25 protein-coding genes are annotated in these 25543 nt (G+C 53.1%); 13 read left to right on the forward strand and 12 right to left on the reverse strand.

Annotation, left to right across the window (positions count from 1 at the left end):
• Window positions 1-28 precede the first annotated feature (28 nt).
• Window positions 29-670, forward strand: coding sequence for a bifunctional 4-hydroxy-2-oxoglutarate aldolase/2-dehydro-3-deoxy-phosphogluconate aldolase (kdgA, locus tag OGW17_RS07195; protein ID WP_012132013.1), 642 nt, complete (start codon window positions 29-31; stop codon window positions 668-670).
• Window positions 671-758: 88 nt separating this feature from the next.
• Here the strand turns inward: kdgA and purT are convergent, their stop codons facing one another.
• Complete coding sequence (gene purT, locus OGW17_RS07200; protein ID WP_071258714.1) at window positions 759-1937, reverse strand: formate-dependent phosphoribosylglycinamide formyltransferase; 1179 nt, start codon at window positions 1935-1937, stop codon at window positions 759-761.
• Between the two features lie 132 nt (window positions 1938-2069).
• Here purT and yebG point away from each other — a divergent pair, with 132 nt between their 5' ends.
• From yebG to ptrB, 4 genes are all read left to right on the forward strand, one after another.
• The gene (gene yebG, locus OGW17_RS07205; protein WP_012132015.1) at window positions 2070-2360 is read left to right on the forward strand and encodes a DNA damage-inducible protein YebG; all 291 of its coding nucleotides are present in this window, start codon (window positions 2070-2072) and stop codon (window positions 2358-2360) included.
• A 121-nt stretch (window positions 2361-2481) separates the two neighbouring features.
• Window positions 2482-2838, forward strand: coding sequence for a protein YebF (gene yebF, locus OGW17_RS07210; RefSeq protein WP_047463192.1), 357 nt, complete (start codon window positions 2482-2484; stop codon window positions 2836-2838).
• A 93-nt stretch (window positions 2839-2931) separates the two neighbouring features.
• Window positions 2932-3591 (forward strand): tellurite resistance TerB family protein, encoded by a 660-nt coding sequence (locus tag OGW17_RS07215; protein WP_071258711.1) that lies wholly within the window; start codon window positions 2932-2934, stop codon window positions 3589-3591.
• Between the two features lie 86 nt (window positions 3592-3677).
• Window positions 3678-5756: an oligopeptidase B gene (gene ptrB / locus OGW17_RS07220; RefSeq protein WP_071258709.1), complete on the forward strand. Its 2079-nt coding sequence runs from the start codon at window positions 3678-3680 to the stop codon at window positions 5754-5756.
• Here ptrB and exoX read toward each other — a convergent pair.
• From exoX to OGW17_RS07235, 3 genes are all read right to left on the reverse strand, one after another.
• Window positions 5731-6393, reverse strand: a complete 663-nt coding sequence (gene exoX / locus OGW17_RS07225; RefSeq protein WP_012132019.1) for an exodeoxyribonuclease X — start codon at window positions 6391-6393, stop codon at window positions 5731-5733. The two genes, ptrB and exoX, sit on opposite strands and share 26 nt — an antisense overlap.
• 23 nt (window positions 6394-6416) lie before the next feature.
• On the reverse strand, window positions 6417-7073 hold the full coding sequence (locus OGW17_RS07230) for a carbon-nitrogen hydrolase family protein (protein WP_024130258.1): 657 nt from the start codon (window positions 7071-7073) through the stop codon (window positions 6417-6419).
• Between the two features lie 105 nt (window positions 7074-7178).
• Complete coding sequence (locus OGW17_RS07235; protein WP_024130259.1) at window positions 7179-7409, reverse strand: DNA polymerase III subunit theta; 231 nt, start codon at window positions 7407-7409, stop codon at window positions 7179-7181.
• 140 nt (window positions 7410-7549) lie between these two features.
• On the opposite strand from OGW17_RS07235, the gene yobA reads away from it, so the two are divergent.
• From yobA to OGW17_RS07250, 3 genes are read left to right on the forward strand one after another with little or no spacing between them, the layout of a single operon-like run.
• Window positions 7550-7924 carry a CopC domain-containing protein YobA gene (gene yobA / locus OGW17_RS07240; protein ID WP_012132022.1) on the forward strand — a complete coding sequence of 125 codons (375 nt, stop codon included), beginning with the start codon at window positions 7550-7552 and terminating at the stop codon, window positions 7922-7924.
• On the forward strand, window positions 7924-8799 hold the full coding sequence (gene copD, locus OGW17_RS07245; RefSeq protein ID WP_081353198.1) for a copper homeostasis membrane protein CopD: 876 nt from the start codon (window positions 7924-7926) through the stop codon (window positions 8797-8799). The genes yobA and copD overlap by 1 nt, the downstream gene beginning before the upstream one ends.
• 16 nt (window positions 8800-8815) lie before the next feature.
• Window positions 8816-9154 (forward strand): YebY family protein, encoded by a 339-nt coding sequence (locus OGW17_RS07250; protein WP_012132024.1) that lies wholly within the window; start codon window positions 8816-8818, stop codon window positions 9152-9154.
• Window positions 9155-9820: 666 nt separating this feature from the next.
• Here the strand turns inward: OGW17_RS07250 and OGW17_RS07255 are convergent.
• Window positions 9821-10012: a YlcI/YnfO family protein gene (locus tag OGW17_RS07255; RefSeq protein ID WP_012132027.1), complete on the reverse strand. Its 192-nt coding sequence runs from the start codon at window positions 10010-10012 to the stop codon at window positions 9821-9823.
• Between the two features lie 369 nt (window positions 10013-10381).
• A complete protein-coding gene (locus OGW17_RS07260; protein WP_071259049.1) occupies window positions 10382-12469 on the reverse strand; it encodes a TonB-dependent receptor in 2088 nt (695 codons plus the stop codon).
• Window positions 12470-12716: 247 nt separating this feature from the next.
• On the opposite strand from OGW17_RS07260, the gene pphA reads away from it, so the two are divergent.
• Window positions 12717-13379, forward strand: a complete 663-nt coding sequence (pphA, locus tag OGW17_RS07265) for a protein-serine/threonine phosphatase (RefSeq protein ID WP_071258581.1) — start codon at window positions 12717-12719, stop codon at window positions 13377-13379.
• Here the strand turns inward: pphA and OGW17_RS07270 are convergent, their stop codons facing one another.
• From OGW17_RS07270 to yebS, 5 genes are all read right to left on the reverse strand, one after another.
• Window positions 13380-13571 carry a YdfD/YebW family protein gene (locus OGW17_RS07270; protein WP_012132031.1) on the reverse strand — a complete coding sequence of 64 codons (192 nt, stop codon included), beginning with the start codon at window positions 13569-13571 and terminating at the stop codon, window positions 13380-13382. It lies immediately after the preceding gene.
• Window positions 13572-13673: 102 nt separating this feature from the next.
• A complete protein-coding gene (locus OGW17_RS07275) occupies window positions 13674-13910 on the reverse strand; it encodes a YebV family protein (RefSeq protein ID WP_024130262.1) in 237 nt (78 codons plus the stop codon).
• A gap of 116 nt (window positions 13911-14026) precedes the next feature.
• Entirely contained in the window at window positions 14027-15466 is a 1440-nt protein-coding gene (gene rsmF, locus OGW17_RS07280) for a 16S rRNA (cytosine(1407)-C(5))-methyltransferase RsmF (protein WP_071258580.1), read from the reverse strand.
• A gap of 76 nt (window positions 15467-15542) precedes the next feature.
• Window positions 15543-18176, reverse strand: a complete 2634-nt coding sequence (locus OGW17_RS07285; RefSeq protein ID WP_071258578.1) for a PqiB family protein — start codon at window positions 18174-18176, stop codon at window positions 15543-15545.
• A complete protein-coding gene (gene yebS / locus OGW17_RS07290; RefSeq protein ID WP_071258576.1) occupies window positions 18145-19428 on the reverse strand; it encodes a membrane integrity lipid transport subunit YebS in 1284 nt (427 codons plus the stop codon). Before yebS ends, OGW17_RS07285 begins: the two co-directional genes overlap by 32 nt.
• Before the next feature lie 129 nt (window positions 19429-19557).
• On the opposite strand from yebS, the gene msrC reads away from it, so the two are divergent.
• The 4 genes from msrC to htpX all read left to right on the forward strand — a co-directional run bounded on the left by msrC (window position 19558) and on the right by htpX (window position 23980).
• Window positions 19558-20055 carry a free L-methionine (R)-S-oxide reductase MsrC gene (msrC, locus tag OGW17_RS07295; protein WP_012132036.1) on the forward strand — a complete coding sequence of 166 codons (498 nt, stop codon included), beginning with the start codon at window positions 19558-19560 and terminating at the stop codon, window positions 20053-20055.
• A 97-nt stretch (window positions 20056-20152) separates the two neighbouring features.
• The gene (gene proQ, locus OGW17_RS07300) at window positions 20153-20839 is read left to right on the forward strand and encodes an RNA chaperone ProQ (protein ID WP_012132037.1); all 687 of its coding nucleotides are present in this window, start codon (window positions 20153-20155) and stop codon (window positions 20837-20839) included.
• A gap of 19 nt (window positions 20840-20858) precedes the next feature.
• Entirely contained in the window at window positions 20859-22907 is a 2049-nt protein-coding gene (gene prc, locus OGW17_RS07305) for a carboxy terminal-processing peptidase (protein WP_012132038.1), read from the forward strand.
• A gap of 191 nt (window positions 22908-23098) precedes the next feature.
• Window positions 23099-23980, forward strand: a complete 882-nt coding sequence (gene htpX, locus OGW17_RS07310; protein WP_012132039.1) for a protease HtpX — start codon at window positions 23099-23101, stop codon at window positions 23978-23980.
• A 51-nt stretch (window positions 23981-24031) separates the two neighbouring features.
• Here htpX and OGW17_RS07315 read toward each other — a convergent pair whose 3' ends face one another.
• Window positions 24032-25405 carry an MFS transporter gene (locus tag OGW17_RS07315; RefSeq protein WP_047463223.1) on the reverse strand — a complete coding sequence of 458 codons (1374 nt, stop codon included), beginning with the start codon at window positions 25403-25405 and terminating at the stop codon, window positions 24032-24034.
• Window positions 25406-25543: the final 138 nt, after the last annotated feature.

Genomic DNA, 25543 nt, shown 5'->3' on the forward strand with positions numbered 1-25543 from the left:
TTTTGTACTCAGGCGAGAGAAAACTCTGATGAAAAACTGGAAAACAAGTGCAGAAGCAATCCTGACCACAGGCCCGGTTGTACCGGTGATCGTGGTGAACAAACTGGAACACGCGGTGCCGATGGCAAAAGCGCTGGTTGCAGGCGGTGTGCGCGTTCTGGAAGTGACTTTACGTACCGCGTGTGCGATGGATGCCATCCGCGCTATCGCGAAAGAAGTGCCGGAAGCGATCATCGGTGCGGGTACGGTTCTGAACGCGCAACAGCTGGCGGAAGTGACGGAAGCGGGCGCGCAGTTTGCTATCAGCCCGGGCCTGACGGAGCCTCTGCTGAAAGCGGCGACTGAAGGCACCATTCCGCTGATTCCAGGTATCAGCACTGTTTCCGAACTGATGCTAGGTATGGACTATGGACTGAAAGAGTTCAAATTCTTCCCGGCGGAAGCTAACGGCGGCACCAAAGCGTTGCAGGCGATCGCAGGTCCGTTCTCTCAGGTACGCTTCTGCCCGACTGGCGGTATCTCTCCGGCGAACTACCGTGACTACCTGGCGCTGAAAAGCGTTCTGTGTATCGGGGGTTCCTGGCTGGTTCCGGCTGACGCGCTGGAAGCGGGGGACTACGATCGCATCACGAAACTGGCTCGCGAAGCGGTAGAAGGCGCGAAACAGTAAGCTCAAATGCCCGGTGGCGCCGACGCTTACCGGGCCTACGTTTTATAGGGTTGTAGGCCGGATAAGCGCAGCGCCATCCGGCCTTTTTTTACCCCGCGACTTTCACCTGTGCCGCCGCGTATTTTGCACGCTCAACGGCCTCTTCGACGCGTTCCGCTGTCGCCAGCGCGACGCCTAACCGGCGGGTTCCGTCGATGTCCGGCTTGCCGAAGAACCGCACCTGTAAACCCGCTCCGACGGCCGCTTGTACATTATCAAACGTTACATTCTGGCTGGTGAGCGTCGGTAAAATAACGGCGGACGCGGCAGGGCCATACTGACGAATTTCGCCCACGGGCAGGCCGAGGAAAGCGCGAACGTGCAGGGCAAACTCTGACAGATCTTGCGAAATCAACGTCACCATGCCGGTATCATGCGGTCGCGGGGAGACTTCGCTAAAGACCACCTCATCGCCGCAGACAAAAAGCTCGACGCCAAATAACCCATAGCCGCCTAACGCCAGAACAACCTTGCGGGCGATCTCCTGCGCGCGCGCCAGCGCCAGATCGCTCATCTGCTGCGGTTGCCAGGATTCACGATAATCGCCGTCTTCCTGACGATGGCCGACAGGGGCGCAAAAATGGACGCCATCTATGGCGCTGACGGTCAGCAGAGTGATTTCAAAATCGAATTTAACCACGCCTTCGACAATTACGCGCCCTGCGCCAGCGCGGCCGCCCTGTTGGGCATATTCCCATGCCTGCGACAGTTGGTCGGCGCTGCGGATGAAACTCTGTCCTTTACCGGAAGAACTCATCACCGGCTTCACGATGCAGGGAAAACCGATCTCCGCCACCGCCTCGCGAAAGCGTTCTTCGCTGTCGGCAAAACGGAAAGAAGAGGTCGGCAACGCCAGCTCTTCTGCCGCCAGACGACGGATGCCTTCACGGTTCATCGTCAGTTGCGTCGCCCGGGCGCAAGGCACCACATTCAGTCCTTCCTGCTCCAGTTCTACCAGCATGTCCGTCGCGATAGCTTCAATTTCCGGCACAATGAAATGCGGCTTTTCGCGTTCAACCACGCGGCGCAGCGCTTCGCCATCCAGCATATTGATGACGTGTGAGCGGTGGGCGACGTGCATCGCAGGCGCATCCGGGTAACGATCCACAGCGATAACTTCCACACCCAGGCGTTGGCATTCGATCGCCACTTCTTTTCCCAGTTCGCCTGAACCCAATAACATTACGCGCGTAGCCGCCGGACGCAGCGCGGTGCCTAATAACGTCATAAAATATATCCCCTGATTTAACTGGGCGCAGTATATACGAAAACGTTTGCGTCTGTCTTTATTGCCAGGTTGATTTCATTACTGAAAAGTAATATACTGTACATAATTACAGGTAATTGAGAGGCTGCAAAAATGGCGGTTGAAGTTAAATACGTGGTCATTCGGGAAGGTGAGGAAAAAATGTCGTTTACCAGCAAAAAGGACGCCGATGCGTATGACAAAATGCTTGATACGGCAGACCTGCTCGACACATGGCTTGAGCAGTCTCCGGTAGCGATGGAAGACGAACAGCGCGAAGCGCTTTCTCTGTGGCTGGCTGAACAAAAAGACGTATTGAGCACGATCCTGAAAACCGGCAAATTGCCGTCGCCGCAGGTGGTTAAAAGCGATGCGACGACGGAGGATGACACGCAAGCGGCCTGAGTCTGACTTGCGCTCCTGACGTTTTGTACCATGCTTTTTCCTGAATCATTGTGCTATGCCCGTGGATTTCGCGTTGCAAACATGCAGCCTGAAAGACGAAGGAGATATAAGGAGAAAAAGTATGAATAAAAAAAGAGGAGCGCTGTTGAGCCTGCTGTTGTTGTCCGCCAGCGTATCGGTCTTCGCTGCCGATACGGCCAGCAAATCGGTGAAATTCCCGACCTGTGAAGGGCTGAACGCTGATGGGATCGCTGCCAGCGTGAAGCGCGATTATCAGCAAAACCGTATCGTACGTTGGGCTGATGACCAAAAAAAGGTCGGACAGGCGAATCCGGTAGTGTGGGTCAACACTCAGGATATTACCGGCAAAGAGGGTAACTGGACGGTTCCTCTGACTGTTCGCGGGAAAAGTGCCGATCTTCATTATCTGGTAAAGGTTGATTGCAAAGCCGGAACCGCGGAATACCAGCCCCGCTAATGGCAAATTTGCGCATCTTTTGCTGAATTAGACACTTCCTGACATCCCCTCAAGTACGCTTTGACGATTCATCGTTTGTATTTGAGGGGTAAAATGGCTAACTGGCTAAACCAATTACAATCTCTTCTCGGGCAAAACGGAGCCTCTGCATCTTCTTCAGGCGAACAAGGGCTGAGTAAACTGCTGGTTCCCGGCGCGTTAGGCGGTCTGGCCGGTTTACTGGTCGCCAATAAATCTTCCCGTAAGTTACTGACTAAATATGGCACCAGCGCCCTGTTGGTTGGCGGCGGCGCGGTGGCAGGCACCGTCTTATGGAACAAATACAAAGAGAGGGTACGTGCTGCGCATCAGGATGAGCCGCAATTCGGCGCGCAGAGTTCGCCGCTGGACCAACGAACCGAGCGGTTGATCCTCGCCCTGGTGTTTGCGGCGAAAAGCGACGGGCATATCGATAGCCAGGAGCGTGCAGCCATCGAACGCCAGTTGCGTGAAGCCGGGGTGGAGGAGCAGGGACGTGTGCTTATCGAACGGGCGATTGAACAGCCGCTCGAGCCGCAGCGTCTGGCGCAAGGCATCCGTAATGAGGAAGAGGCGCTGGAAATCTACTTCCTGAGCTGTGCCGCCATTGATATCGACCATTTTATGGAGCGCAGTTATCTGAATGCGTTGGGCGATGCGCTGAAAATTCCTCAGGATGTGCGGGACGGCATCGAGCAGGATCTGCAACAGCAAAAGCAGGCTCAGCCAGGCTAACGTAACCCCTGCGTAGCATGTTTCGCTTGCATCGTGCGTGACTTTTGCCACCCTTATAGGGTGTTTAAAGACAAAAGAACAAAGACATGCTACCAAAAGCCACCCGTATTCCGCACACCATGACGCTGCATGGCGACACCCGTGTCGATAACTATTATTGGCTGCGAGACGACTCCCGCTCGCAGCCTGATGTCCTTGACTATCTGCATCAGGAAAACGCCTATGGACATCAGGTCATGGCGTCACAGCAGGCGTTACAGGATCGCGTGCTGAAAGAGATTATCGATCGCATTCCGCCCAGAGATGTTTCCGCACCTTACGTTAAAAATGGTTATCGCTACCGGCAGATTTATGAGCCAGGGTGTGAATATGCTATTTACCAACGCCAGCCGGCGCGAAGTGAAGAGTCGGATGCGTGGGATTTATTGCTGGATGCGAATCAGCGAGCGGCCCACAGCGAGTTTTATACCCTCGGTGGAATGGCCATTACGCCGGACAACACCATCATGGCGCTGGCGGAAGATTATCTTTCCCGTCGTCAGTATGGGCTGCGTTTTCGTAATCTTGAAAGCGGTAACTGGTACCCGGAACTGCTGGATAACGTGGCGCCAGAGTTTGTCTGGGCGAATGATTCGCTGACGCTTTACTACGTGCGTAAACACGGCACCACGTTGCTGCCTTACCAGGTATGGCGTCATACCGTGGGCACGCCGGCCACGCAGGATCAACTGGTCTATGAAGAAAAGGACGACGCTTTTTACGTCAGTTTGCACAAAACCACCTCTCAGCATTATGTGGTGATCCATCTCGCCAGTGCGACCACCAGTGAAGTGCTGTTGCTGGATGCTGAACTGGCCGATGCGGAACCCTTCTCGTTTTTACCACGGCGTAAAGATCATGAATACAGTCTCGATCATTACCAGCATAAGTTTTATCTGCGTTCCAATCGCCACGGAAAAAACTTTGGTCTGTATCGTAGCCGGGTACGTGATGAAAATGCCTGGGAAGAGCTGATTGCGCCGCGCGAGAGCATCATGCTGGAAGGGTTTACCCTTTTTACCGACTGGCTGGTGGTGGAAGAACGCCAGCGTGGTTTGACCAGCCTGCGGCAGATTAACCGTAAAACGCGTGAAGTAACGGGGATTGCGTTCGACGATCCGGCCTACGTCACCTGGCTTGCCTATAACCCTGAACCGGAAACGTCCCGCTTACGTTATGGTTATTCATCGATGACGACGCCGGACACCTTGTTTGAGCTGGACATGGATACCGGCGAGCGGCGCGTGCTCAAACAAACGGATGTGCCGGGATTTGACGCTGCGAATTATCAGAGCGAGCACCTGTGGATTGTCGCCCGGGATGGCGTAGAGGTTCCGGTTTCGCTGGTTTACCATCGAAAACACTTCCGTAAGGGGCAAAATCCGCTGCTTGTCTACGGCTACGGTTCCTATGGCGCCAGCATGGATGCCGATTTCAGCAGCAGTCGGTTAAGTTTGCTGGATCGCGGATTTGTTTACGCCATCGTGCATGTTCGCGGCGGCGGTGAGTTAGGTCATCAGTGGTATGAAGACGGTAAGTTTCTGAAAAAGAAAAATACGTTTAATGACTATCTTGATGCCTGCGACGCGTTGCTGAAACTGGGCTACGGCTCGCCTTCATTTTGCTATGGCATGGGCGGCAGCGCGGGCGGCATGTTGATGGGCGTCGCGATTAACGAACGTCCTGAACTTTTTCATGGCGTCATCGCGCAGGTGCCGTTTGTTGACGTCCTGACGACAATGCTTGATGAATCTATCCCTTTAACCACGGGAGAGTTCGAAGAGTGGGGAAATCCGCAGGATGCGGAATACTACGCGTATATGAAAAGCTACAGTCCGTACGACAACGTTACCGCGCAGGACTATCCGCATCTTCTGGTTACCACCGGGTTACATGATTCGCAGGTGCAATACTGGGAACCCGCCAAATGGGTCGCTAAACTGCGCGAACTGAAAACGGATGACCACCTGCTGTTGCTGTGTACGGATATGGATTCCGGGCATGGCGGGAAGTCCGGGCGTTTTAAAGCGTATGAGGGAGTGGCGCTGGAATTCGCTTTTCTGATTGGCCTCGCTCAGGGCACGTTGCCAGGGCAGGCGCTCAGGCGTCGCTCAGATAGTGTTTAAGCGTTAAACGCAGCTCCGGGCTCATGTTGTCAAGGTTATTAAATAACCAGCGCAGATAGCCCGGATCGCGCTCGGCGACTTCAGAAACGGCTTTGCCGCGATATTTGCCAAACGTAAATGTCGTTAACAGAGCCGGGCGTCCGGTAATGTCGACCATTTGTTCCGCCGTCCAGCCTGACGTGTTCATAATATCGATCAGCAATGCCGCCGTGATATAGCAGTCATACAATGCGCGGTGATGATGAAGGCCGGGCGGTGTTTGCACGCTTAGCTTACGGGATTTGTAGAGCGCCATGTTGCTGTATTTGATCCCCGGCCATAACCGGCGGGACAGCTTCATGGTACAAATCCACTCTCCCGGCATCTCTGGCAGCACACGCCGGTCGAAACTGGCGTTATGCGCGACATACCATTCGCTTCCGTGATAGAGCGGAATGATATCTTCGATCCAGGGTTTATCGGCAACCATCGATTCACTGATACGGTGAATCGCCATCGCCTGCGGGCTGATGGGGCGGTCAGGACGAACCAGATGGCTCATTGGATTGACAATTCTCCCCGCCACCACATCGACAGAGGCAATCTCAACAATCCCGCCCTGTAGTCCGCAGGTTTCCGTATCTATAACTCGCAACATGGGGTGCTCCCGACCGAAAACACCTAGCGTAATGGAATGATATCGCCTTGCCAACCCCGTGTCGTATGCTGACCTGTTAACAACAGAGAACCGCTGTCCGCGCGGACAATGAGCTGGCCGCTTTCATCCCATAGCGCGCTGCTGCCTCCGGCGTTTGCCATCAACACGGCAATGGCAAAGCGATGCGAAAACCGTTGCAGCCGGGAGGTGGAGGTAAATAAATCATGTTCGCTGACGCACTGGCTGGTGGTGAATAACGAAAAGGCGGGATCGATATCAATGCCTTCCGGCTGCTCATCCATCACGCTTATCGTTTTCCGGTGGCGGGCCACGCAGGCGCCGTGGCTTTGATGAAAGATCAGCGGCGATGTCACCCAGGGGGCGAAAATGGCAATGCCTCTGACTAACTGGCCGTTATGCTCAACCGGCAGCCCGGCGATAATCGTCATGCGGTACGCGGATGCCGCATAAGCAAGCGGCTGTAATAAGGACTCATCGGGCGGGACAGGGAGCGCCTGCGCCGTATCGTTGCATCCGGTTAACGACAGGGAAGGGAATACCAGGAGTTCGCATTGCTGGCTGGCAGCAATCTCAACAAATTGCAGATGGTGCGCGACATGTTCTGCCAGCGTGGCGCGAGGTGGTTCATACTGCGCCGCCGCGATTTTCCAGTGTGACATAATGATTTCCTTTTCATAGTGTCTACAATCATCCTTAAATCTTAGTTTAAGAATGTACTTATACTGTAGCAACTCATGTGTAAGGAAGTGTAACGCTATATAAGTTTATTTAACTTTCGGTTCGTAAGGTAAGCGTGACAGGGAAACCGACGCCAGACGGTGGGCAATCAGACGTTCACGAAACCATTCGCGCAGGTGTTCTGGCTGTTCACGCTCAACGACTTCTGCCACGACGGGCATATTGTAACGCTCTTTAAACGCCACACCGGCTGCGGCCAGGTCAACGTTGATCTTATCCATGTCAGCTTGTTCAAGTTGAGCCAGGTTCGTTTGCATACGCTTCTCCTTATCATCAATGGCGCGCAAAAGTTACTAAGAGTGCGCCTCAATGGCAAGCCGGAAATGATGATTCTCGACTCGACCATTATAGAAGGTTATTCTCTGTAAATCAGACATAACAAAAAGGAATAATTGATATGGCTTCTACTGCACCTTCTTTGCGCTATGCTCTCCTTTTCCTCGCCTCAACGCTGGCGGCGCCTGCGGCCTGGGCACATGCGCATCTGACGCATCAATACCCGGCGGCTGACGCTGAGGTGACTGCCGCGCCGCAGGCATTGACGCTGAATTTCTCCGAAGGCATCGAGCCTGGCTTCAGCGGGGCGACGCTGACCGGGCCAAAGCAGGAAAGCATCAAAACGCGGCCTGCGAAGCGCAATGAGCAGGATGCGAAACAGCTCATTATTCCTCTGGATCAGACGCTTAATCCCGGAACCTATACGGTTAACTGGCATGTGGTGTCGGTTGACGGTCATAAGACAAAAGGGCAATACACCTTTAGCGTGAAGTAATCATGCTGACGTTTACCTGGGTAGCGCTTCGCTTTATCCATTTTAGCGCCATGATGCTGGTGTTTGGCTGCGCGTTATATGGCGCGTGGCTGGCGCCGGTTTCTGTTCGTCGCCTGATGACGCGCCGCTTTCTGCGCCTGCAACAGCACGCTGCCGTATGGAGCTTTGTCAGCGCGACGCTGATGCTGGCGATCCAGGGTGGACTAATGGGGGCGGGCTGGCAGGACGTAATCTCGGTTTCGATATGGGGCGCGGTTTTACAGACTCAATTTGGCGGCGTATGGCTGTGGCAGATTATTCTCGCGCTTGTCACGTTGGTCATGACGCTGGTTATACCGAGAAATTTACCGCGTCTGCTGCTCATCCTGATGATTGCCCAGTTTATGTTGCTGGCAGGCGTTGGCCACGCCACGCTGAATGATGGCGTGGTGGGCGCGGTACAGCAGATTAACCATGCGACTCATCTGGTGTGCGCTGCGGCCTGGTTTGGTGGCCTGCTGCCGGTTATCTACTGTATGCGCATGGCGCAAGGTCGCTGGCGACAACAGGCCATCGAAACAATGATGCGTTTCTCCCGCTATGGTCATCTGTTTGTCGCGGGCGTATTGTGTACCGGCATCGCAAATGTGCTTTTTATTACGGGGTTTTCCGCCCCCTGGCATACCGCGTACGGGCAGTTTCTTTTGTTAAAATGTGTCCTTGTCCTGCTAATGGTGGCAATTGCGCTAACGAACCGGTATGTTCTCGTACCACGTATGCGGCAGGAAAATCGCCGCGCGAATCTCTGGTTTATCTGGATGACTCAGATTGAATGGGGAATTGGAGCCGTTGTGCTGGCGATTGTCAGCCTGTTCGCAACCCTGGAACCCTTCTGATGGACTGGCAAAACTTATGAAAAAAATGATTCTCTCTCTGCTGTTGTTGGCAAGTTCAGGTGCTGCGCTGGCGGCGCCTCAGGTTATCACCGTGAGCCGCTTTGAAGTGGGTAAAGACAAGTGGGCGTTTAACCGCGAAGAGGTGATGCTGACCTGCCGACCGGGCCATGCCCTGTATGTCATCAACCCGAGCACGCTGGTGCAATACCCGCTGAACGATGTTGCAGAGCAGCAAGTTGCAAGCGGCAAAACCAACGCGCAGGCTATCACCGTCATTCAGATTGACGATCCGGCAAAACCGGGTGAAAAAATGAGCCTGGCGCCGTTTATTGAACGCGCGGAAAAGCTCTGCTAATTACCAGAAGTATCTTTCTGATTTCCAATAAAAAACCGCAAGCCTCATGCAGAGGAACTTGCGGTTTTTTCGTTGCTGCGGCTGACAACGGTCGTTTTTTACCGGCCACTTTCGTCGTGGACTGGAAAACCTGGCGTCGTCATCTATTCTTAAAGGGCAAGGCGACTTAGCCTGCATTAATGCCAACTTTTAGCGCACGGCTCTCTCCCAAGAGCCATTTCCCTGGACCGAATACAGGAATCGTATTCGGTCTCTTTTTATCTGTTTGTTTTGAAGTGTGTTTTCAGATACTAACCCGAAACCACACGAAAGTTACTCGAATTTTCCATATCCTGTCCAAACCATAACATACTCTGTACCGAGTGCGTCCAGGGTTTTTTGATTGGTATGTTAATTTTTGTGCGTCAGAGTGCCGTGTGAAGCCAGGTTTACATGGATGAACGTTTATGAATCATGCTCGATGAGTTACTCATGCTGTGCACAGAAGGCGCGCAGGATAAGGATGACGGGGGTAAAAATCAGAGCGACATAAAACAGTATGATCAACACCGCGTCTAATGCGTGATAATTCAAAATGAAATAGATAACATTCCCAATAGATATCAGGATAAAGGTGTATTTACTAATAAATAAGCATCTTTTCATTTTGGTCGTAGCTATAAAGAGTTAATTTTTGTTTCTATTTACGTCTTTGGGCGTACTGGAATTCAGGGCTTTTTCACGACATGCTTCTTTTACCCATGCAGAAAAATTGCTGGTTTTTTCCTTCGCCATCACTTGCTCTATTTGTTTCAGCAAACTGTATGAAAAACGGATGTTTTTTATCACTGTTTTGCCTGTAAAGTTTTTTATCGACATAAGGTGCTTCTCGCAACTAATTCACATCACTGTTACTTTCGCGTAACTACGCATGAAGGGAATTGATTTACATCAATGAAATCAACGGTGATGACGGCGAGGTTTCCTGGTTGTGAATTGCGTCGCAACAAAGAATGCCTTAGCGATACCACATTGAAGAGTGGGGTTGTTCAGTGACTATTCTCTATTTTTTAATGTCTTGAATCTTTTCAAGATGTGCGATAACGATAATCAGATTGATTTTATTGGGTAATTCATATTGTGAGGGTAGATATTTATTAATTAATATTCGTGTGTTTTTTGGCTGTTTATACTCACAAAAAGATAAGCAAGCGCCGCATACGGAGTGTATGGACGCTTGCTGTATTATTAGAACTGATAGTTTAAAGACATCCAGTAGTTGCGACCTGGAATAACGTATCCGGTCGTTGACTGCGCTGTCTGGAAATAATCACCGGCATAAGTGCTGGAACGGCCAGATTGATATAATTTGACGTCACTAAAGTCTTTATCCAGTACGTTATTGACGGCGGTATTCAGGGTTAAATCTTTAGTCAGTTTATAAGATAACCCCATATCCAGCACTGTCCATGCTTTTAGATTTGCGCCTTTGTCATCATACACTTTCTGCTGTACCGCACTGAGATTGTCATAGGTCTGAGTAAAGCGGGGCGCTTTACCGCGATAGCGGGCGCTTAGCCAGGCATTTAAATCATCTGTCGCCTGCCAGTTAACGCGGGCATTTGCCATATGTTTTGGTGTATAGCTGAGTGGTGCGCCTTTATTATCTCCATCTTTCTGTTTGCTCTGAGTATAGGTATAGTTGAGCGACAGACTCAAATTATCCAACCAGAGCGGGAACGATGTTGCAAATTCGACACCATCGGTACGCGCTTTTCCGCTATTGGTATAGCTACTGGTATTGTCATCAATCGAATAAGAAACAATTTTATTGCGATATTCAGTGTAGAATCCGGTTATATTGGCATTGAACCCATTGCTATTATCGTAATAAAGTCCGGTTTCATAACTGGTGCTTTCTTCAGGTTTTAAATCTGGATTACCGACGGTATTGATTGTTCCCTGACCAGAAACGCCGCTGATGCCGTTATGTAACTGGCTAAGAGAAGGCGCTTTATAACCGGTTGTGATTCCCCCTTTGAGCGTCCATTCATCTGTCATATCCCAGACCAGATAGCCACGAGGACTGAAATGACCGCCGAATACGTCGTTATGTTCATAGCGACTCCCTACGGTAAACGCCAGAGAATCCAGGATATGCCACTCATCTTCAAGGTAAGTCGCCCAGCTTTTTTGATGGAACTTTTCACCTGAACTTGCCAGAACGACGCCATCTTTCATTCGTGCGTCCCAGTATTCGCCACCCACCGTCAGTAAATGTGATTCTCCCAGCGGCGTGAGAAGCACCGAGTTGAGAATAACATTGGTATTTTTCAGTTCACGATCGTCACCCGCTCTCCAGGCTTGATCGGGCGTCAGAGCGGAGGAAACCAGCTGCCGTCCTTTATTTTCTGTCTCATTCCAGTTAAGAGACGATTTCCATGTACCAAACGTTAAGGCGGTGTCATGTCCTAACGTCACTTTATTGCGCTCATAGCGGAGCGTTTTATCATATCCGCCCGTGAGGCTACCAAGCTGACCGTCGCTGTTATCATAACGCTGTCGGGATGTGTCGAGATCCATCCATAGCGTATTGTTTGCGCTGGCTTTCCAGTCAAATCTCGCGCCGATGTTGTAGTTTTGCGACTCAGTGGGATAAGGAACGCGTGTTTCTGCGGTGTCGCTCAGTGATGTAATGCTGGAGCCTTGTCGCTGGGTTGTGCTTCCACGAACCTGCATATCCAGCGAGCCAGGCACCAGGGGACCGCTTGACCAGAAATTTGCGGTTGTGCTGTTTCCCCATTTATTACTTTCCTGTAGGTTCACTCCCGTATTAATGGCCGTGCTCCACTTATCGGTGCTTTTTTTGGTAATAATATTCACCACGCCGCCAATGGCGTCTGACCCATAAAGTGTAGACATGGGCCCGCGTATAACCTCTATACGTTCAATGGCTGAAAGTGGAGGCATAAAACTGGTATTCATTGCAGAAAAGCCATTCGGTGTTACATCCGATGTTCCATTCTGACGAATACCGTCAATAAGAATAAGGGTATAACTGGCAGGCATCCCACGAATACTTATTTCAAGCCCCCCTGTTTTTCCGGTACTGCTTTCAACGTCCACTCCCTCAACGGCCCTGAGAGCATCGCCAAGATCATTATATTTATTGGTCTGTAATTCTTGTTGTGAAATAACAGAAACACTGGCTGCCGCATTGGTGATCTTTTTCTCGTATCCCGATGCGGTGACGACCATGACATCTTCTGCAAAAACATTAAAACTTGTGGCGCCCAGACAAGATAAGACAAGTGAAGCGAGAGGTTTAATACGCATTATCGAACTTCCTTTGTTAAAAAAAGCAAAGTCAATAAGATAATGCATGAAAATGATAATAAAAATAATTATCATTACACTTTTACATAAATTGGCATTTATATGATTTTATTGAAATCAACAAGAATTATTGCAGGTTAAATTATTGCTATAAAAATGATTAATGGTCTCTGGAGAGGCGGCCTGCGACTGAAGATTTCCTGCTATGGTTAAGTATGTCAGGTTCATTTTTACTGATGGTGAACCAATGAAACAGCCGGAAAACGTCTATCAGAAAATTGAGGGGAGTCAGTGGCGGCATGTCTGGATTGTCGGCGACCTCCACGGCTGTTTTTCGCAGTTGATGGAGAAACTACGACAGTGTCGGTTTGATCCGTGGCAGGATCTGCTGGTGTCGGTGGGGGATGTGATCGACCGTGGGCCTGACAGCTTGCGGTGTCTGGAACTTCTGCACAAACGGTGGGTGGTCGCCGTCAGAGGGAATCACGAGCAGATGGCGTTAGACGCGCTGGCCGCTTCGCAGTTGTCGTTATGGTTTATGAACGGCGGCGACTGGTATGCCGCATTGTCGGCAAACCAGCAGCGCCTGGCAAGAAAAGCGCTCGACGACTGTCAGCGTTTACCCTGGATTCTGGAATTGCACTGCCAGAACGGCATGCATGTTGTGGCGCATGCTGATTATCCGCATCAGGTCTATGCCTGGCAAAAAGAGGTGGATTTACACCAGGTGCTATGGCGTCGTTCCCGGTTGAGCGAGCGGCATGCGGGTCATGGAAACGGCATTGCCGGGGCCGATCACTTCTGGTTTGGTCATACGCCGCTGCGTCATCGCGTTGATATCGATAATTTGCACTATATTGATACCGGCGCGGTATTTGGCGGGGAACTAACGTTGGTTCAACTTCAGTAATTAAAAATCACTGTACTGGCGAGCGGGTAGCCAGAAGCCGTCAATAAAGTCTTCGACCGGAAAACAGCCGCCGTGACGAATCCGCTGGTCGTCCATCGAATACAGGCACTGCTGCTCAGTATTGTAGATATCCACCACAATGTCCTCACAGCCGCCGTCCAGGTAGCAAACAAAAAGTACCAGTGCGAACATTCCATCCTCAAATTGTCCTGCCGTATCGATAGTGTAGGAGAGGTTGTCGCAAGGGGGAAAGGGCGAAATAAATAACCCGTCTGGCGACGGGTTCTTTTTGAGTCAGGCAAGACGCATGACCCAGGCATCGGACTTACGATCGTAACGGGTGCGGAATAGAACAGAGTGCTCTCCGTTTAAAATGGCGGGAATGCTGGTTTCATCATCCCAGGCATCCAGTTGCATACATAAATCTGGGTCGGATTTACAGGGAATGCTTAACGTTCGGTCCCCCGGCGATTCGCCATGTAACTCGGCATCGTCGATTTCAAAAGCGCCAATGCGCACACTGGTTTTCATCATCGTGCTCTCCGTTAGTTCGCTGATTGTGGTACGACCAGTTTGATCGCCCAAATTTCAGCGTAGCCAACTTCAGCAAAAGCGCCAGTAAAAAAGTGCGCTATTTTTGACCGCTTTCAGTCGTTGCCGGTAAAGAGTTTGCCATCGCGAACCAGTTCGCGTGGGTAACTGTTCTTCAACCGGGAACCAATCCGTTTCGCCAGACCAATGGGCTGATGCTGGAACGTGACCAGCACATCATCGGCAGACGGCGCAGTTTGCGGGTAGACATCCCGCCCCCGATACCACTCTTCCGCCTCCTGATGAGACAGCTCGAATGCGTTGGCATGATGTGGATCGGCGAGGGCGATCACCGCTTCATGCTGCCAGCGATAACCTTTATTATGGCTTTCCGCCAGTTTTATGCCCAGGCGGGAAAAGCGGACTTTTCCGATCAGCGCTTCAATCTCTGCCGGGAATAACCACACCTCTTTATCTCGCTGCCAGAGGTGCAGGTTTTCTCCCCACTGAAGTCCACAAGCGTTAGCCGCCTGAGTGATTTGCGTCGCTTCACGCCCCTTCATCGGCGCGAACGGAAACTTGCCGACCTTATAGCCAGGCGCGGGAAGCGGGGGAATGGCTGCGGTTTTACGCAAACGGGCGACAAAGAAACCTTCGCAGTCGTAAATCTGCGGGAAAACGTGTAAGAAGCCCTCTGCCGTCAGCGCGCGCTCCGCCCCCGGGAACAGATCGCCTAAAGGCAAAAATTCAACCGCTTCCGGGTAGGTCTCTTTCAGCCACAAGCAGACGGACTCATTCTCCTCGCGATTTAGCGTGCAGGTGGAGTAGACCAGCGTACCGCCAGGGCGCAGCGCGTGAAATGCGCTGTCGATTAGTTCCCGCTGTGTGGCGGCAATATCCAGGTTGCTTTCGACAGACCAGTTTTTAAGCGCGTCGGGATCTTTGCGCACCACGCCTTCACCTGAACAGGGCGCGTCCAGCAAGATAGCGTCGAATGTCTCCGGGAGCGCGGCGCCGAAGACGCGGCCATCAAAATGGGTCAGGGCAACATTACTGATCCCACAGCGGCTGATGTTGGCGTGCAGCACTTTGACCCGGCTGGCGGAGAATTCATTCGCCAGAATGGCGCCCTGATTATTCATCCGCGCGGCAATCTGGGTGGTTTTCGAACCCGGTGCGGCAGCAACATCCATAATGCGTTCCGGCGTATTCCCTTCAGCAAACAGCGCGGCGACCGGCAACATTGAGCTGGCTTCCTGAATATAAAACAGGCCGCTCAGATGTTCGGCGGTGCTGCCCAGCGGCAACGATTCTTCATCATCGCGTTCGATCCAGAAACCTTCCTCGCACCAGGGAACAGACGTCAGCGACCAGCCATAGGGCGCCGTCAGGGCAAGAAAGTCGGTCACAGAAATTTTTAGCGTATTCACGCGAATGCTGCGACGTAACGGGCGCTGGCAGGCGGCGAGGAAATCGTCAAAAGAGAGTGTCGAAGGCATTGCTTTGCGCATTTGCGTCAGAAAGGCATCAGGGAAATAAACAGCGTGTTGAGCCACTTGGGTACCACCGGCAATAAAACAGGCGCGCAGTGTAGCATAAATGCTCCGGCGCGAGCACGCCGGAGCGGGGGAGTTAACGTGGCAGGGCGGTGCCCCATTCGCGCCACTCTTTCGGTTCGCTTTCCAGCAGCAGGAAGTGTTTACCCGCCTGCGCCTTCGGCGCCAGCGGCGTCCCTGGCGGGGTTGCAAACGCGATGCCGCCGCGAATGAATTGATTGAAGGTGCCGGTTTTCACTACGCCGCCGGTCAGGCCAAAGTCCAGACTGTAGCCGGAGGCCAGCCAGAAGACGGAGTTATTACGCACCAGATGCTGATAACGCTGGCTGATGCGCATGGCAATCATCACGCGATCAGACAGCGAACCCAGCGTCATGCCCGTTACCGTGCCCACTTCGATACCTCTGAACAGCACTGGCGTGCCGATGTTCAGCGAACCTGCCTCAGGAGCTTCCACGACGATGCTCAGACCATCGAGATAGCGCGAGTCGGAAATGGTTGCTTCCTGCAATTCGAAATCACGACGCGGATTGCCGCGTCCGGGCTCCACGTTAATGTAGGGCTGCAAAATCGTATCGAGATGCTCCACGCCCGCGGCGGAGATTTGCGGCGTGATCACCGAGAAACGCGTACCGCTTCGGGCAAAGGTCTGGACATACTCCGGGTAGAGCACCGCTTTCGCCTGAACCTCATTGCGCGCGGTAATCAGCTCCAGCGTCTGGATCTGGCCGATGTCGATGCCGAGATAACGAATCGGCATACCCGCCGCGAGTTTACCGGCGTCAAAGGCGTGCAGGGTGATTTGCCCACCCACCGCGCGGGCGGCGGTTTCCGAGGCGTAGAGTATTCGTTTGTCGCCTTTACGCTGGCTGGCGCTTGCGCCGCTCAGGTTATCGAAACTGATAGCGCCTTTCAGCGCACGCGACAGGGGAGAGGCCTGCACGGTCAGGCCGCTGCCGTTAAGCTGTACCTTCGCCCCGCCTTCCGCCCAGAATACGCTGTTGCTGGTTAACAGGTTGCGGTATTCCGGTTTGATATGCAGATCGATATCAAAGGCGTTAGCGCGTGGGCGCACGGTGATCACTTCACCTACCTCAAACTTACGGTACAGCACCACTGACCCCGTTTGTACATCCGGGAGCGTTTCAGCAGTGAGGCTCACCGTGGTCGTGGGGAGGTCGCTGAGGCTGTTTTCCACGGCCTTTTCCAGATTGGCGTACAGCGGGTAGGTGGATTTCATTTCGCCTTTTGTGCCGGGCAAAATACGAATGCCGCCGCTCACCCACTCGCTGGCGCTGGCGCCGAGAAACTCCACGCCGTCGAGACCGACTTTGATATCCACGCGACTGTTGACCACAAATTTGCTGTCACCCTGAATCAGGGCGCGATGTTGCGGATCGATAGCCACCGTGAACGCAACGCCTTTACTGGATAACTTACGTTCAATGACCTGGCCCACCTGCACGCCATGCAGAACCAGCGGTTGACCGGCGTCGATACCGTAGCTTTCCGGGGCGGTCAGGGTTAACGTCAGCGCATTTGGTTCATGGAGCAGGGCTTCTTCGCCAGGCACCACGACGAATTCACTGCGCGGTTCGCCTTCGCCTGGCACCAGTTCAAACGTTTTGCCGGTCAAAAGCGAACTGATACTGGCATCGCTCAGCGACAGCTTTGGACTGCGCAGCTCAATACGCGTCTTATCACGCAGGAGTGTTACCACGCTGGGGTCAACCGTCATTTCGCCCGTGACTTTCCCGCCGGGGTTGAGCGTTAATTTGGTGAGCTCGCCCACTTCAAGCCCCTGATACATCAGCGGCGTGGAGTCGGCTTTCAGGCCGTCGCCGCTGGGAAGTTCAAGTTTGACGATGACGCCGCGCTGGCTATGGGCTAAATCTTCGTAGAGGCCAAATGCGTCATCTGCGGTTGCAGGTTGCGAATCGTCGGGCGAGTCAAACGCGATTGCGCCATTTACCAGCGCCGCCAGACTCTCCAGCTTCACCTTCGCGCCGCTAAGGCTGACATCCGCATTGACGCCGGAGACATTCCAGAAACGGCTGCCTTTTTTCACCAGGCTGGTGAAGCGACGCTCAATCAGTACGTCAATGGTGACGCCCTGTTTGTTGGGATTGATGGCATAGTCATATACCCGACCCACCGGAATTTTGCGGAAATAGACCAGCGACCCGCTGTTAAGAGAGCCGAGGTCAGGCGCGTGAAGATGGATCATCAGGTCGCCGTTGTCCAGACGGTATTTCGGCTGGGTATCAAGCGCGACAAAGTGATCTTTCTCGGCTCCTTTGCCGGGCATCATGCCGATATAGTTCCCGCCGACCAGCGCATCCAGACCCGAAACGCCCGCCAGCGACGCTTTTGGCGTCACCAGCCAGAACTGGGTCTCCTCGCGCAAGGCATCTTTCATGTTTGACTTAATACTGACGCGCACTTCTATCTTGCGCAGGTCTTTACTCAGGCTGATGTCCTGCACCGTACCCACTTCAACGCCCTGGTAGCGCACAGGCGTCCGCCCCGGAACAATGCCATCCGCCGACATAAAGTCGATCGTCACGGTGTTGCCGCGATCTTCATAACTTCCCCAAATCAGCCAGCCTGCGATCATCAATGCGATAAACGGCAGCAGCCAGAAAGGGGAAATACGACGTTTTGTTTTTATCTGCGCTTCAGTCGGCGAAGCAGGCGTTTCCTGACTCATGTGCATCCCAAAGTAAGCGGCTATCCAGCCATTCCACTGCAAGAATAGTCAATATTACCGCTGCGCCGAAATAAAACGCAGCCGGTCCCATAGTAAAAGCGAGTATCTGATCGCGATTAATCAGCGACATCGTTAACGAAATAACAAAGAGATCCAGCATGGACCAACGGCCGATCCAGGTCACCATCCGCAGCAGCAGGATGCGCGTACGCAGCCCTTGCTCACATTTGAAATGGATGCTGAGCAGCAGTGTAAACATCACAATAACTTTGGTAAATGGCACCAGAATACTGGCGATAAAGACCACGGCCGCCACGGCGATATTGCTGTTCGCCAGCGACATAATGCCCGATAAAATGGTGTCCTCCTGACGCCCGCCATTCACATAAATAATGGATATCGGCATCAGGTTTGCGGGCAGCAGCAGGACGACAGAGGCCAGCAGCGCCGCCCAGCATTTCTGTATGCTCTGATTTCTGCGCAGGCGCAGCGGGATATGGCAACGGGGGCAACGTCCCTGTGAGTCAGGATAACCGGTGAAGTGGCATCCGAGACAGACGCGAAGTTTTTCGTCCGGGCGTCGGGCGGGGCGTTGTGGGTAAAAGCGCTCCCAGAGTTGCTCCACATTGAGATGCGACAGCGTCAGAATACTGAGGATCACCAGCGCCACAAAGGCGTAAAGCCCCAGGCCGGGTTGCAGGAAGGCGTAATCCTGCACTTTGATCGAGGCGACCCCAATGCCGACCAGATAAATGTCGAGCATCACCCACTCTTTGAGCCTCTCCAGCATCAGCAATACCGGACGCAGATTCATGCCGAGAATATTACCGAACCATAGATAAGCGATGGCGGTGACCAGAATTAACGGCGCGCCCGCCACGCAAAAGAGCACCATGGCGGCCGTAAGCGGATCGCCTTGCCTGGTCATCTGCCAGATGCCCTGCATCACGTTGGCGTCGATACGCACCCCTAACAGCCAGATACGCAATAGCGGTTCGCCCCAGGCAAAGGGCATCAGCAGCAGCATCGTAACGGCCAGCGCCGCCAGACGCGTCAGCGACCAGTCGCGTCCATCGCGAATTTTGGCCTGGCAACGCGGGCAATATGCGCTCTGGTGCGATTGCATTTTCGGCAGGCTAAACAGCATGTCGCATTGGGGACAGCGCTGATAATGGGCGCGGGGCAACGCTTCACTGATAGACCAGACCGTTATTCTCTTTGTTGGCGTGAGTCGCGGGGTGTTCAGGGCCATGTATCGTGAATCAAAGTGTTAGATTAATGTAATCTTAACTCATGACGGGAATGATCTTGAGCATTAACGCATTTAATGCTTATTTTAATAGGCTGTAGTTTTAGAGTAAGACAACTAAGTGACTATATAATGAGCAAAACAGAGCTATACGCGGATCTTAACCGCGACTTTCAGGCAGTAATGGCAGGTGAAACCAGTTTTCTCGCTACCCTGGCAAATACCAGCGCGCTGCTGTTTGAGCGCCTTTCGGGCGTCAACTGGGCGGGGTTCTATCTGCTGGAAAACGACACGCTGGTGCTGGGGCCGTTCCAGGGGAAACTCGCCTGTGTGCGGATCCCGGTTGGACGCGGCGTCTGTGGTACGGCGGTCGCGCAGAACCAGGTGCAGCGCATTGAGGACGTTCATGCGTTTGATGGACACATCGCCTGCGATAGCGCCAGCAATGCTGAAATTGTGCTGCCTCTGACGGTAGACAATCAGATAATCGGCGTGCTGGACATTGATAGCACGGTATTTGGCCGCTTTACCGAAGAGGATGAGCAAGGCCTGCGTGAGCTTGTCGCGCGGCTTGAAACCGTGCTTGCAACGACGGATTACAAAAAATTCTTTGCGACCGTTGCAGGATAATCAACGGATAACGTAGCAATTACTGATGGCGTCATTATAATGACGCCTGTTCATGCCTGCGGCTTGTTGGCTACGTCCGTTGTAATCAGGAAATTTCATGGAAAATCAACCTAAGTTGAATAGCAGTAAAGAAGTTATCGCGTTTCTGGCCGAACGTTTTCCACAGTGTTTTAGTGCGGAAGGCGAAGCGCGCCCGCTGAAAATTGGCATTTTTCAGGATCTGGTAGAGCGTGTTGAGGGCGAAATGAACCTCAGCAAGACACAACTTCGTTCCGCTTTACGTCTTTATACTTCAAGCTGGCGTTACCTGTACGGCGTTAAGCCGGGCGCAACGCGTGTCGATCTCGACGGCAACCCTTGCGGTGAGCTGGATGAGCAGCACGTTGAACATGCGCGTAAGCAGCTTGAAGAAGCGAAAGCACGCGTCCAGGCGCAACGTGCGGAACAGCAGGCGAAAAAACGCGAAGCTGCCGCTGCGGCAGGCGAAAAAGAAGACGCTCCGCGCCGTGAGCGTAAACCGCGTCCTGCGCCACGTCGTAAAGAGACGACTCCGCGTACTCCTCGCGCTGAAAAACCGGCGGCTAAAGCACCACGCGCACCACGCGAAGAACAGCATACCCCGGTGTCTGATATTTCAGCGCTGACGGTAGGGCAGTCACTGAAGGTGAAAGCAGGCAACAATGCGATGGATGCCACCGTATTAGAAGTCACCAAAGATGGCGTCCGTGTGCAGCTGAATTCGGGTATGTCTTTGATTGTACGCGCAGAACACCTGGTGTTCTGAAACGGAGGCCAGGCCTGGCATGAACACTTTTTTTAGGCTTACCGCGTTAGCTGGCTTGCTTGCAATAGCAGGCCAGTCCTTCGCCGTCGATGACATTACGCGCGCCGATCAAATTCCCGTTCTGAAGGAAGAAACGCAGCATGCGACCGTGAGTGAGCGCGTGACTTCGCGCTTTACACGTTCCCACTATCGTCAGTTCAACCTGGATCAGGCGTTTTCGGCAAAGATTTTCGATCGCTATCTTAATCTGCTCGACTACAGCCACAATGTGCTGCTGGCGAGTGATGTGGAGCAGTTTGCGAAAAGCAAAACTGTCCTCGGCGATGAGCTGCGTACAGGAAAACTGGATGTCTTCTATGACCTCTATAACCTGGCGCAAAAACGCCGTTTCGAACGTTATCAGTACGCGTTAAGCGTGCTGGAACGCCCGATGGATTTCACCGGTAACGACACGTTTAACCTTGACCGCAGCAAAGCGCCCTGGCCGAAGAATGAGGCTGAGCTGAACGCGTTGTGGGATGGCAAGGTGAAATTCGACGAACTTAGCCTGAAGCTGACGGGCAAGAACGATAAAGAAATTCGCGAAACGCTGACGCGTCGTTACAAATCTGCGATTCGCCGTCTGGCGCAAACCAACAGTGAAGACGTGTTCTCACTGGCGATGACCGCATTTGCGCGCGAAATCGACCCGCATACCAACTACCTTTCTCCGCGAAATACCGAACAGTTCAATACTGAAATGAGCCTGTCTCTGGAAGGTATCGGCGCGGTTCTGCAAATGGACGATGACTACACGGTCATCAACTCGATGGTTGCCGGCGGCCCGGCGGCAAAAAGCAAGGCGATAAGCGTAGGCGATCGCATTGTAGGCGTAGGCCAGACGGGGAAAGGAATGGTTGATGTGATCGGCTGGCGTCTTGATGACGTGGTGGCGCTGATCAAAGGGCCGAAAGGCAGCAAAGTTCGTCTTGAAATTCTGCCTGCCGGTAAGGGCACGAAAACACGAACCATTACGCTGACGCGCGAACGCATTCGTCTTGAAGACCGCGCCGTTAAAATGACGGTGAAAACGGTCGGTAAAGAGAAAGTCGGCGTGCTGGATATTCCGGGGTTCTATGTGGGGCTGACGGATGACGTCAAAGTCCAGCTACAGAAACTGGAAAAACAGAACGTGAGCAGCATTGTTATCGATCTGCGCACCAACGGCGGCGGCGCGCTGACCGAAGCGGTTTCGCTGTCCGGTCTGTTTATCCCGTCTGGCCCGGTTGTTCAGGTTCGTGACAACAACGGTAAAGTGCGTGAAGACGCCGATACCGATGGCGTGGTGTATTACAAAGGCCCGCTGGTGGTACTGGTCGATCGCTTCAGCGCATCCGCGTCGGAGATTTTTGCCGCGGCGATGCAGGATTACGGGCGCGCATTGATTGTCGGTGAACCGACTTTCGGTAAAGGCACCGTACAGCAGTACCGCTCTCTGAACCGTATTTATGATCAGATGCTGCGTCCTGAATGGCCTGCGCTGGGCTCCGTGCAGTACACCATTCAGAAATTCTACCGTGTTAACGGCGGCAGCACGCAGCGTAAAGGCGTCACGCCGGATATCGTCATGCCGACGGGGAATGAAGAGACGGAAACCGGCGAGAAGTTTGAAGACAACGCCTTGCCGTGGGACAGCATTGATGCGGCAACGTACGTGAAGTCAGATGATTTAACGCCGTTTGGCCCGGAACTGCTGAAAGAGCATAACGCGCGCATCGCGAACGATCCTGAGTTCCAGTACATCCTGAAGGACATTGCCCGTTTTAACGCGATGAAAGATAAGCGTAATATCGCTTCTCTCAATTTCGCCCAGCGCGAAAAAGAGAATAACGAAGACGATGCCCTGCGTCTGGCGCGTATCAACGATCGGTTTAAACGTGAAGGCAAGCCGCTTCTGAAGAAACTGGACGATCTGCCGAAGGATTATAAAGAGCCGGATCCGTATCTGGATGAAACGGTACGGATAGCGCTGGATCTGGCGCATCTTGAGAAAGAGAAGCCCGCGGAGCAACCCGCAACCAGCAAATAGCGTCAAGCAGGCACAAGAAATTGTGCCTGTTTTTTTAACAAGCGCATTAAGCCGTCAGTCTTATGCAACAAAATGTAAAGTTGTGTCTTTCTGGTGACTTACCGCCCGCAGATGCTTGAAAATAGCCACAAGACCCATACGATGTGGGTATCGCATAGTGCGTTTTGTTAAGTTGAGGTTAAAAGAAAATTATGATGCGAATCGCGCTCTTCCTGCTGACGAACCTGGCCGTGATGGTCGTTTTCGGGCTGGTGCTGAGCCTGACAGGGATACAGTCAAGCAGCGTACAAGGCTTGCTGATTATGGCGCTGCTGTTTGGTTTTGGTGGTTCCTTCATTTCGCTGCTGATGTCCAAATGGATGGCGTTAAAGTCCGTGGGTGGGGAAGTCATTGAGCAACCGCGTAATGAAAGAGAACGCTGGCTGATGAACACGGTGGCGACGCAGGCGCGTCAGGCCGGAATCGCTATGCCGCAGGTGGCTATCTATCATGCGCCGGATATCAACGCGTTTGCGACCGGCGCGCGCCGTGATGCGTCGCTGGTTGCGGTGAGCACCGGCTTGCTGCAAAACATGAGCCCGGATGAAGCCGAAGCCGTTATCGCGCATGAGATCAGCCACATCGCTAACGGCGATATGGTCACCATGACGCTGATTCAGGGGGTTGTGAACACCTTTGTGATCTTCATCTCGCGTATTATCGCGCAGATCGCCGCGGGCTTCCTTGGTGGAAACCGTGATGAGGGTGAAAGCAGCAACGGCAACCCAATGATCTATTTCGCGGTGGCGATGGTTCTTGAACTGGTGTTCGGAATACTGGCAAGCATTATCACCATGTGGTTCTCACGTCACCGTGAATTCCATGCGGACGCCGGTTCTGCGAAGCTTGTCGGCCGTGAAAAGATGATTGCCGCGTTGCAGCGCCTGAAAACCAGCTATGAGCCGCAGGAAGCCAACAGCATGATGGCGTTCTGCATCAACGGCAAGTCGAAGTCACTGAGCGAGTTGTTCATGACTCACCCGCCGCTGGATAAGCGTATTGAAGCGCTGCGTAGCGGCGAGTACCTGAAGTAAGGCGGTATGCCTGGCATTCTAAAAAAGCGCATCAGATGATGCGCTTTTTTTTTACGCCACGGAGCGGGGTTGAGTGATGCGCAAACCGCTGATAATGGCGGCTACGGTCGCCAGGATGCCCGCCGTCATCAGGGAAATATGCGTACCGTTGTCCGCAAACTGATTCAACATGAGCGCAACCAGCGCCGCGCCGGTACTCTGGCCCAGAAGACGCGCCGTGCCCAGCATCCCGCTGGCCCCTCCGCTGCGATCGCGTGGCGCAGAGGTGATAATCGTGTGGTTATTGGGCGACTGGAATAAGCCAAAACCGGCTCCGCAAAGGATCATCGGCCAGATGATACTGATATCTGACGGCGAGGCTGGCAGCAGCATCAGCGCAAAAAGTCCTGTGGCCATAATTATCAGTCCTGACGCGCCCAGCAGCCCGGCATGAACCCGTTCAATTAAGTAGCCCGCCAGCGGCGCCATCACCATTGTCGCCAGCGGCCAGGGCGTCAGCAATAACCCGGTCTCGACTTCGCTACGCCCCAGTACCGTTTGCAGATAGAAGGGAAGGGAAACCATCGCCAGCATCTGCGCGCAGAAAGAGCAAATACTGGTGCAGATCGACAGAGAAAAGAGCGGAATACGCAGTAAGTCAATCGGTAACAAAGGCACCGGGAGTGAGAGCTGGCGGCGAATGAAGAAGAAACCGACGACAAGCATAACCGCCAGTTCTGCGCCAATCAGCGTTAAAGGTTGCCCCTGTGCGAATCCGCTGAGAGCGGTGATCAGCAAGCCGAAGGTTAAGGCGTTCATCACTGCGCTGGGCAAGTCGAAGCGCGGTTTGGCGCTACGAGCGCTGTTTGGGGGTAAGAAACGCATAGCCAACAGCAATGCGATAATGCCTAACGGAACGTTAATCAGGAACAGCCATTTCCATGACGCTATCGACAGGATTGCTGCCGCAATGGTCGGCCCCGCAGCCGATGACACCGCGACGATGAAGGAGTTGATGCCCATTCCGCGCCCAAGGTGGCGTTGCGGATAGATAAGTCGGATCAGCGCCGTGTTCACGCTCATCAGCGCGGCGCCGCCAAACCCCTGCGCGACGCGCGCAAGCGTCAGCATTTCCAGGGAGTCCGACAGCGCGCAGAACAGTGACGAAAACAGGAAAATGACCAGGCCGTATTTATAGATGCGTCGATAGCCGAACATGTCTCCCAGAAATGAGAGCGATAAGAGAGAAACCACGATCGCGATTTGGTAGGCGTTAACAACCCAGATCGATCGGGCGGCGGACGCCTGGAGATCGGTTGCAATGGTAGGGAGCGCGACATTCGCGATTGCGCCATCCAGCACGGCCATCGAGATACCAATAATGATGGTTAAAATGGCGCCGTAACGCTGGGGTAATGGCAGGCCATCGGCCTGGATTTTGTCCATAGAGAGTCAATGTCTTTCGGGGGATTATGATCAGAGTAATGATTTTAGCATTGATATCGCGGGGTTATGTCGCAGATTTGTAACTAAGTAAGCAAAGATGGATTGCGACCGCCATGACGTGAAATTATAATAAAAACC

The sequence above is a fragment of the Citrobacter sp. CK181 genome, assembly GCF_030333595.1.
GTDB classification, from domain to species: Bacteria; Pseudomonadota; Gammaproteobacteria; order Enterobacterales; family Enterobacteriaceae; genus Citrobacter_B; species Citrobacter_B koseri.

Coding starts and splice junctions, on each gene's coding strand:
- kdgA (WP_012132013.1), top strand. CDS start 29: ATGAAAAACTGGAAAACAAGTGCAGAAGCAATCCTGACCACAGGCCCG.
- purT (WP_071258714.1), bottom strand. CDS start 1,937: ATGACGTTATTAGGCACCGCGCTGCGTCCGGCGGCTACGCGCGTAATG.
- yebG (WP_012132015.1), top strand. CDS start 2,070: ATGGCGGTTGAAGTTAAATACGTGGTCATTCGGGAAGGTGAGGAAAAA.
- yebF (WP_047463192.1), top strand. CDS start 2,482: ATGAATAAAAAAAGAGGAGCGCTGTTGAGCCTGCTGTTGTTGTCCGCC.
- OGW17_RS07215 (WP_071258711.1), top strand. CDS start 2,932: ATGGCTAACTGGCTAAACCAATTACAATCTCTTCTCGGGCAAAACGGA.
- ptrB (WP_071258709.1), top strand. CDS start 3,678: ATGCTACCAAAAGCCACCCGTATTCCGCACACCATGACGCTGCATGGC.
- exoX (WP_012132019.1), bottom strand. CDS start 6,393: ATGTTGCGAGTTATAGATACGGAAACCTGCGGACTACAGGGCGGGATT.
- OGW17_RS07230 (WP_024130258.1), bottom strand. CDS start 7,073: ATGTCACACTGGAAAATCGCGGCGGCGCAGTATGAACCACCTCGCGCC.
- OGW17_RS07235 (WP_024130259.1), bottom strand. CDS start 7,409: ATGCAAACGAACCTGGCTCAACTTGAACAAGCTGACATGGATAAGATC.
- yobA (WP_012132022.1), top strand. CDS start 7,550: ATGGCTTCTACTGCACCTTCTTTGCGCTATGCTCTCCTTTTCCTCGCC.
- OGW17_RS07250 (WP_012132024.1), top strand. CDS start 8,816: ATGAAAAAAATGATTCTCTCTCTGCTGTTGTTGGCAAGTTCAGGTGCT.
- OGW17_RS07255 (WP_012132027.1), bottom strand. CDS start 10,012: ATGTCGATAAAAAACTTTACAGGCAAAACAGTGATAAAAAACATCCGT.
- OGW17_RS07260 (WP_071259049.1), bottom strand. CDS start 12,469: ATGCGTATTAAACCTCTCGCTTCACTTGTCTTATCTTGTCTGGGCGCC.
- pphA (WP_071258581.1), top strand. CDS start 12,717: ATGAAACAGCCGGAAAACGTCTATCAGAAAATTGAGGGGAGTCAGTGG.
- OGW17_RS07270 (WP_012132031.1), bottom strand. CDS start 13,571: ATGTTCGCACTGGTACTTTTTGTTTGCTACCTGGACGGCGGCTGTGAG.
- OGW17_RS07275 (WP_024130262.1), bottom strand. CDS start 13,910: ATGAAAACCAGTGTGCGCATTGGCGCTTTTGAAATCGACGATGCCGAG.
- OGW17_RS07285 (WP_071258578.1), bottom strand. CDS start 18,176: ATGAGTCAGGAAACGCCTGCTTCGCCGACTGAAGCGCAGATAAAAACA.
- yebS (WP_071258576.1), bottom strand. CDS start 19,428: ATGGCCCTGAACACCCCGCGACTCACGCCAACAAAGAGAATAACGGTC.
- msrC (WP_012132036.1), top strand. CDS start 19,558: ATGAGCAAAACAGAGCTATACGCGGATCTTAACCGCGACTTTCAGGCA.
- proQ (WP_012132037.1), top strand. CDS start 20,153: ATGGAAAATCAACCTAAGTTGAATAGCAGTAAAGAAGTTATCGCGTTT.
- prc (WP_012132038.1), top strand. CDS start 20,859: ATGAACACTTTTTTTAGGCTTACCGCGTTAGCTGGCTTGCTTGCAATA.
- htpX (WP_012132039.1), top strand. CDS start 23,099: ATGATGCGAATCGCGCTCTTCCTGCTGACGAACCTGGCCGTGATGGTC.
- OGW17_RS07315 (WP_047463223.1), bottom strand. CDS start 25,405: ATGGACAAAATCCAGGCCGATGGCCTGCCATTACCCCAGCGTTACGGC.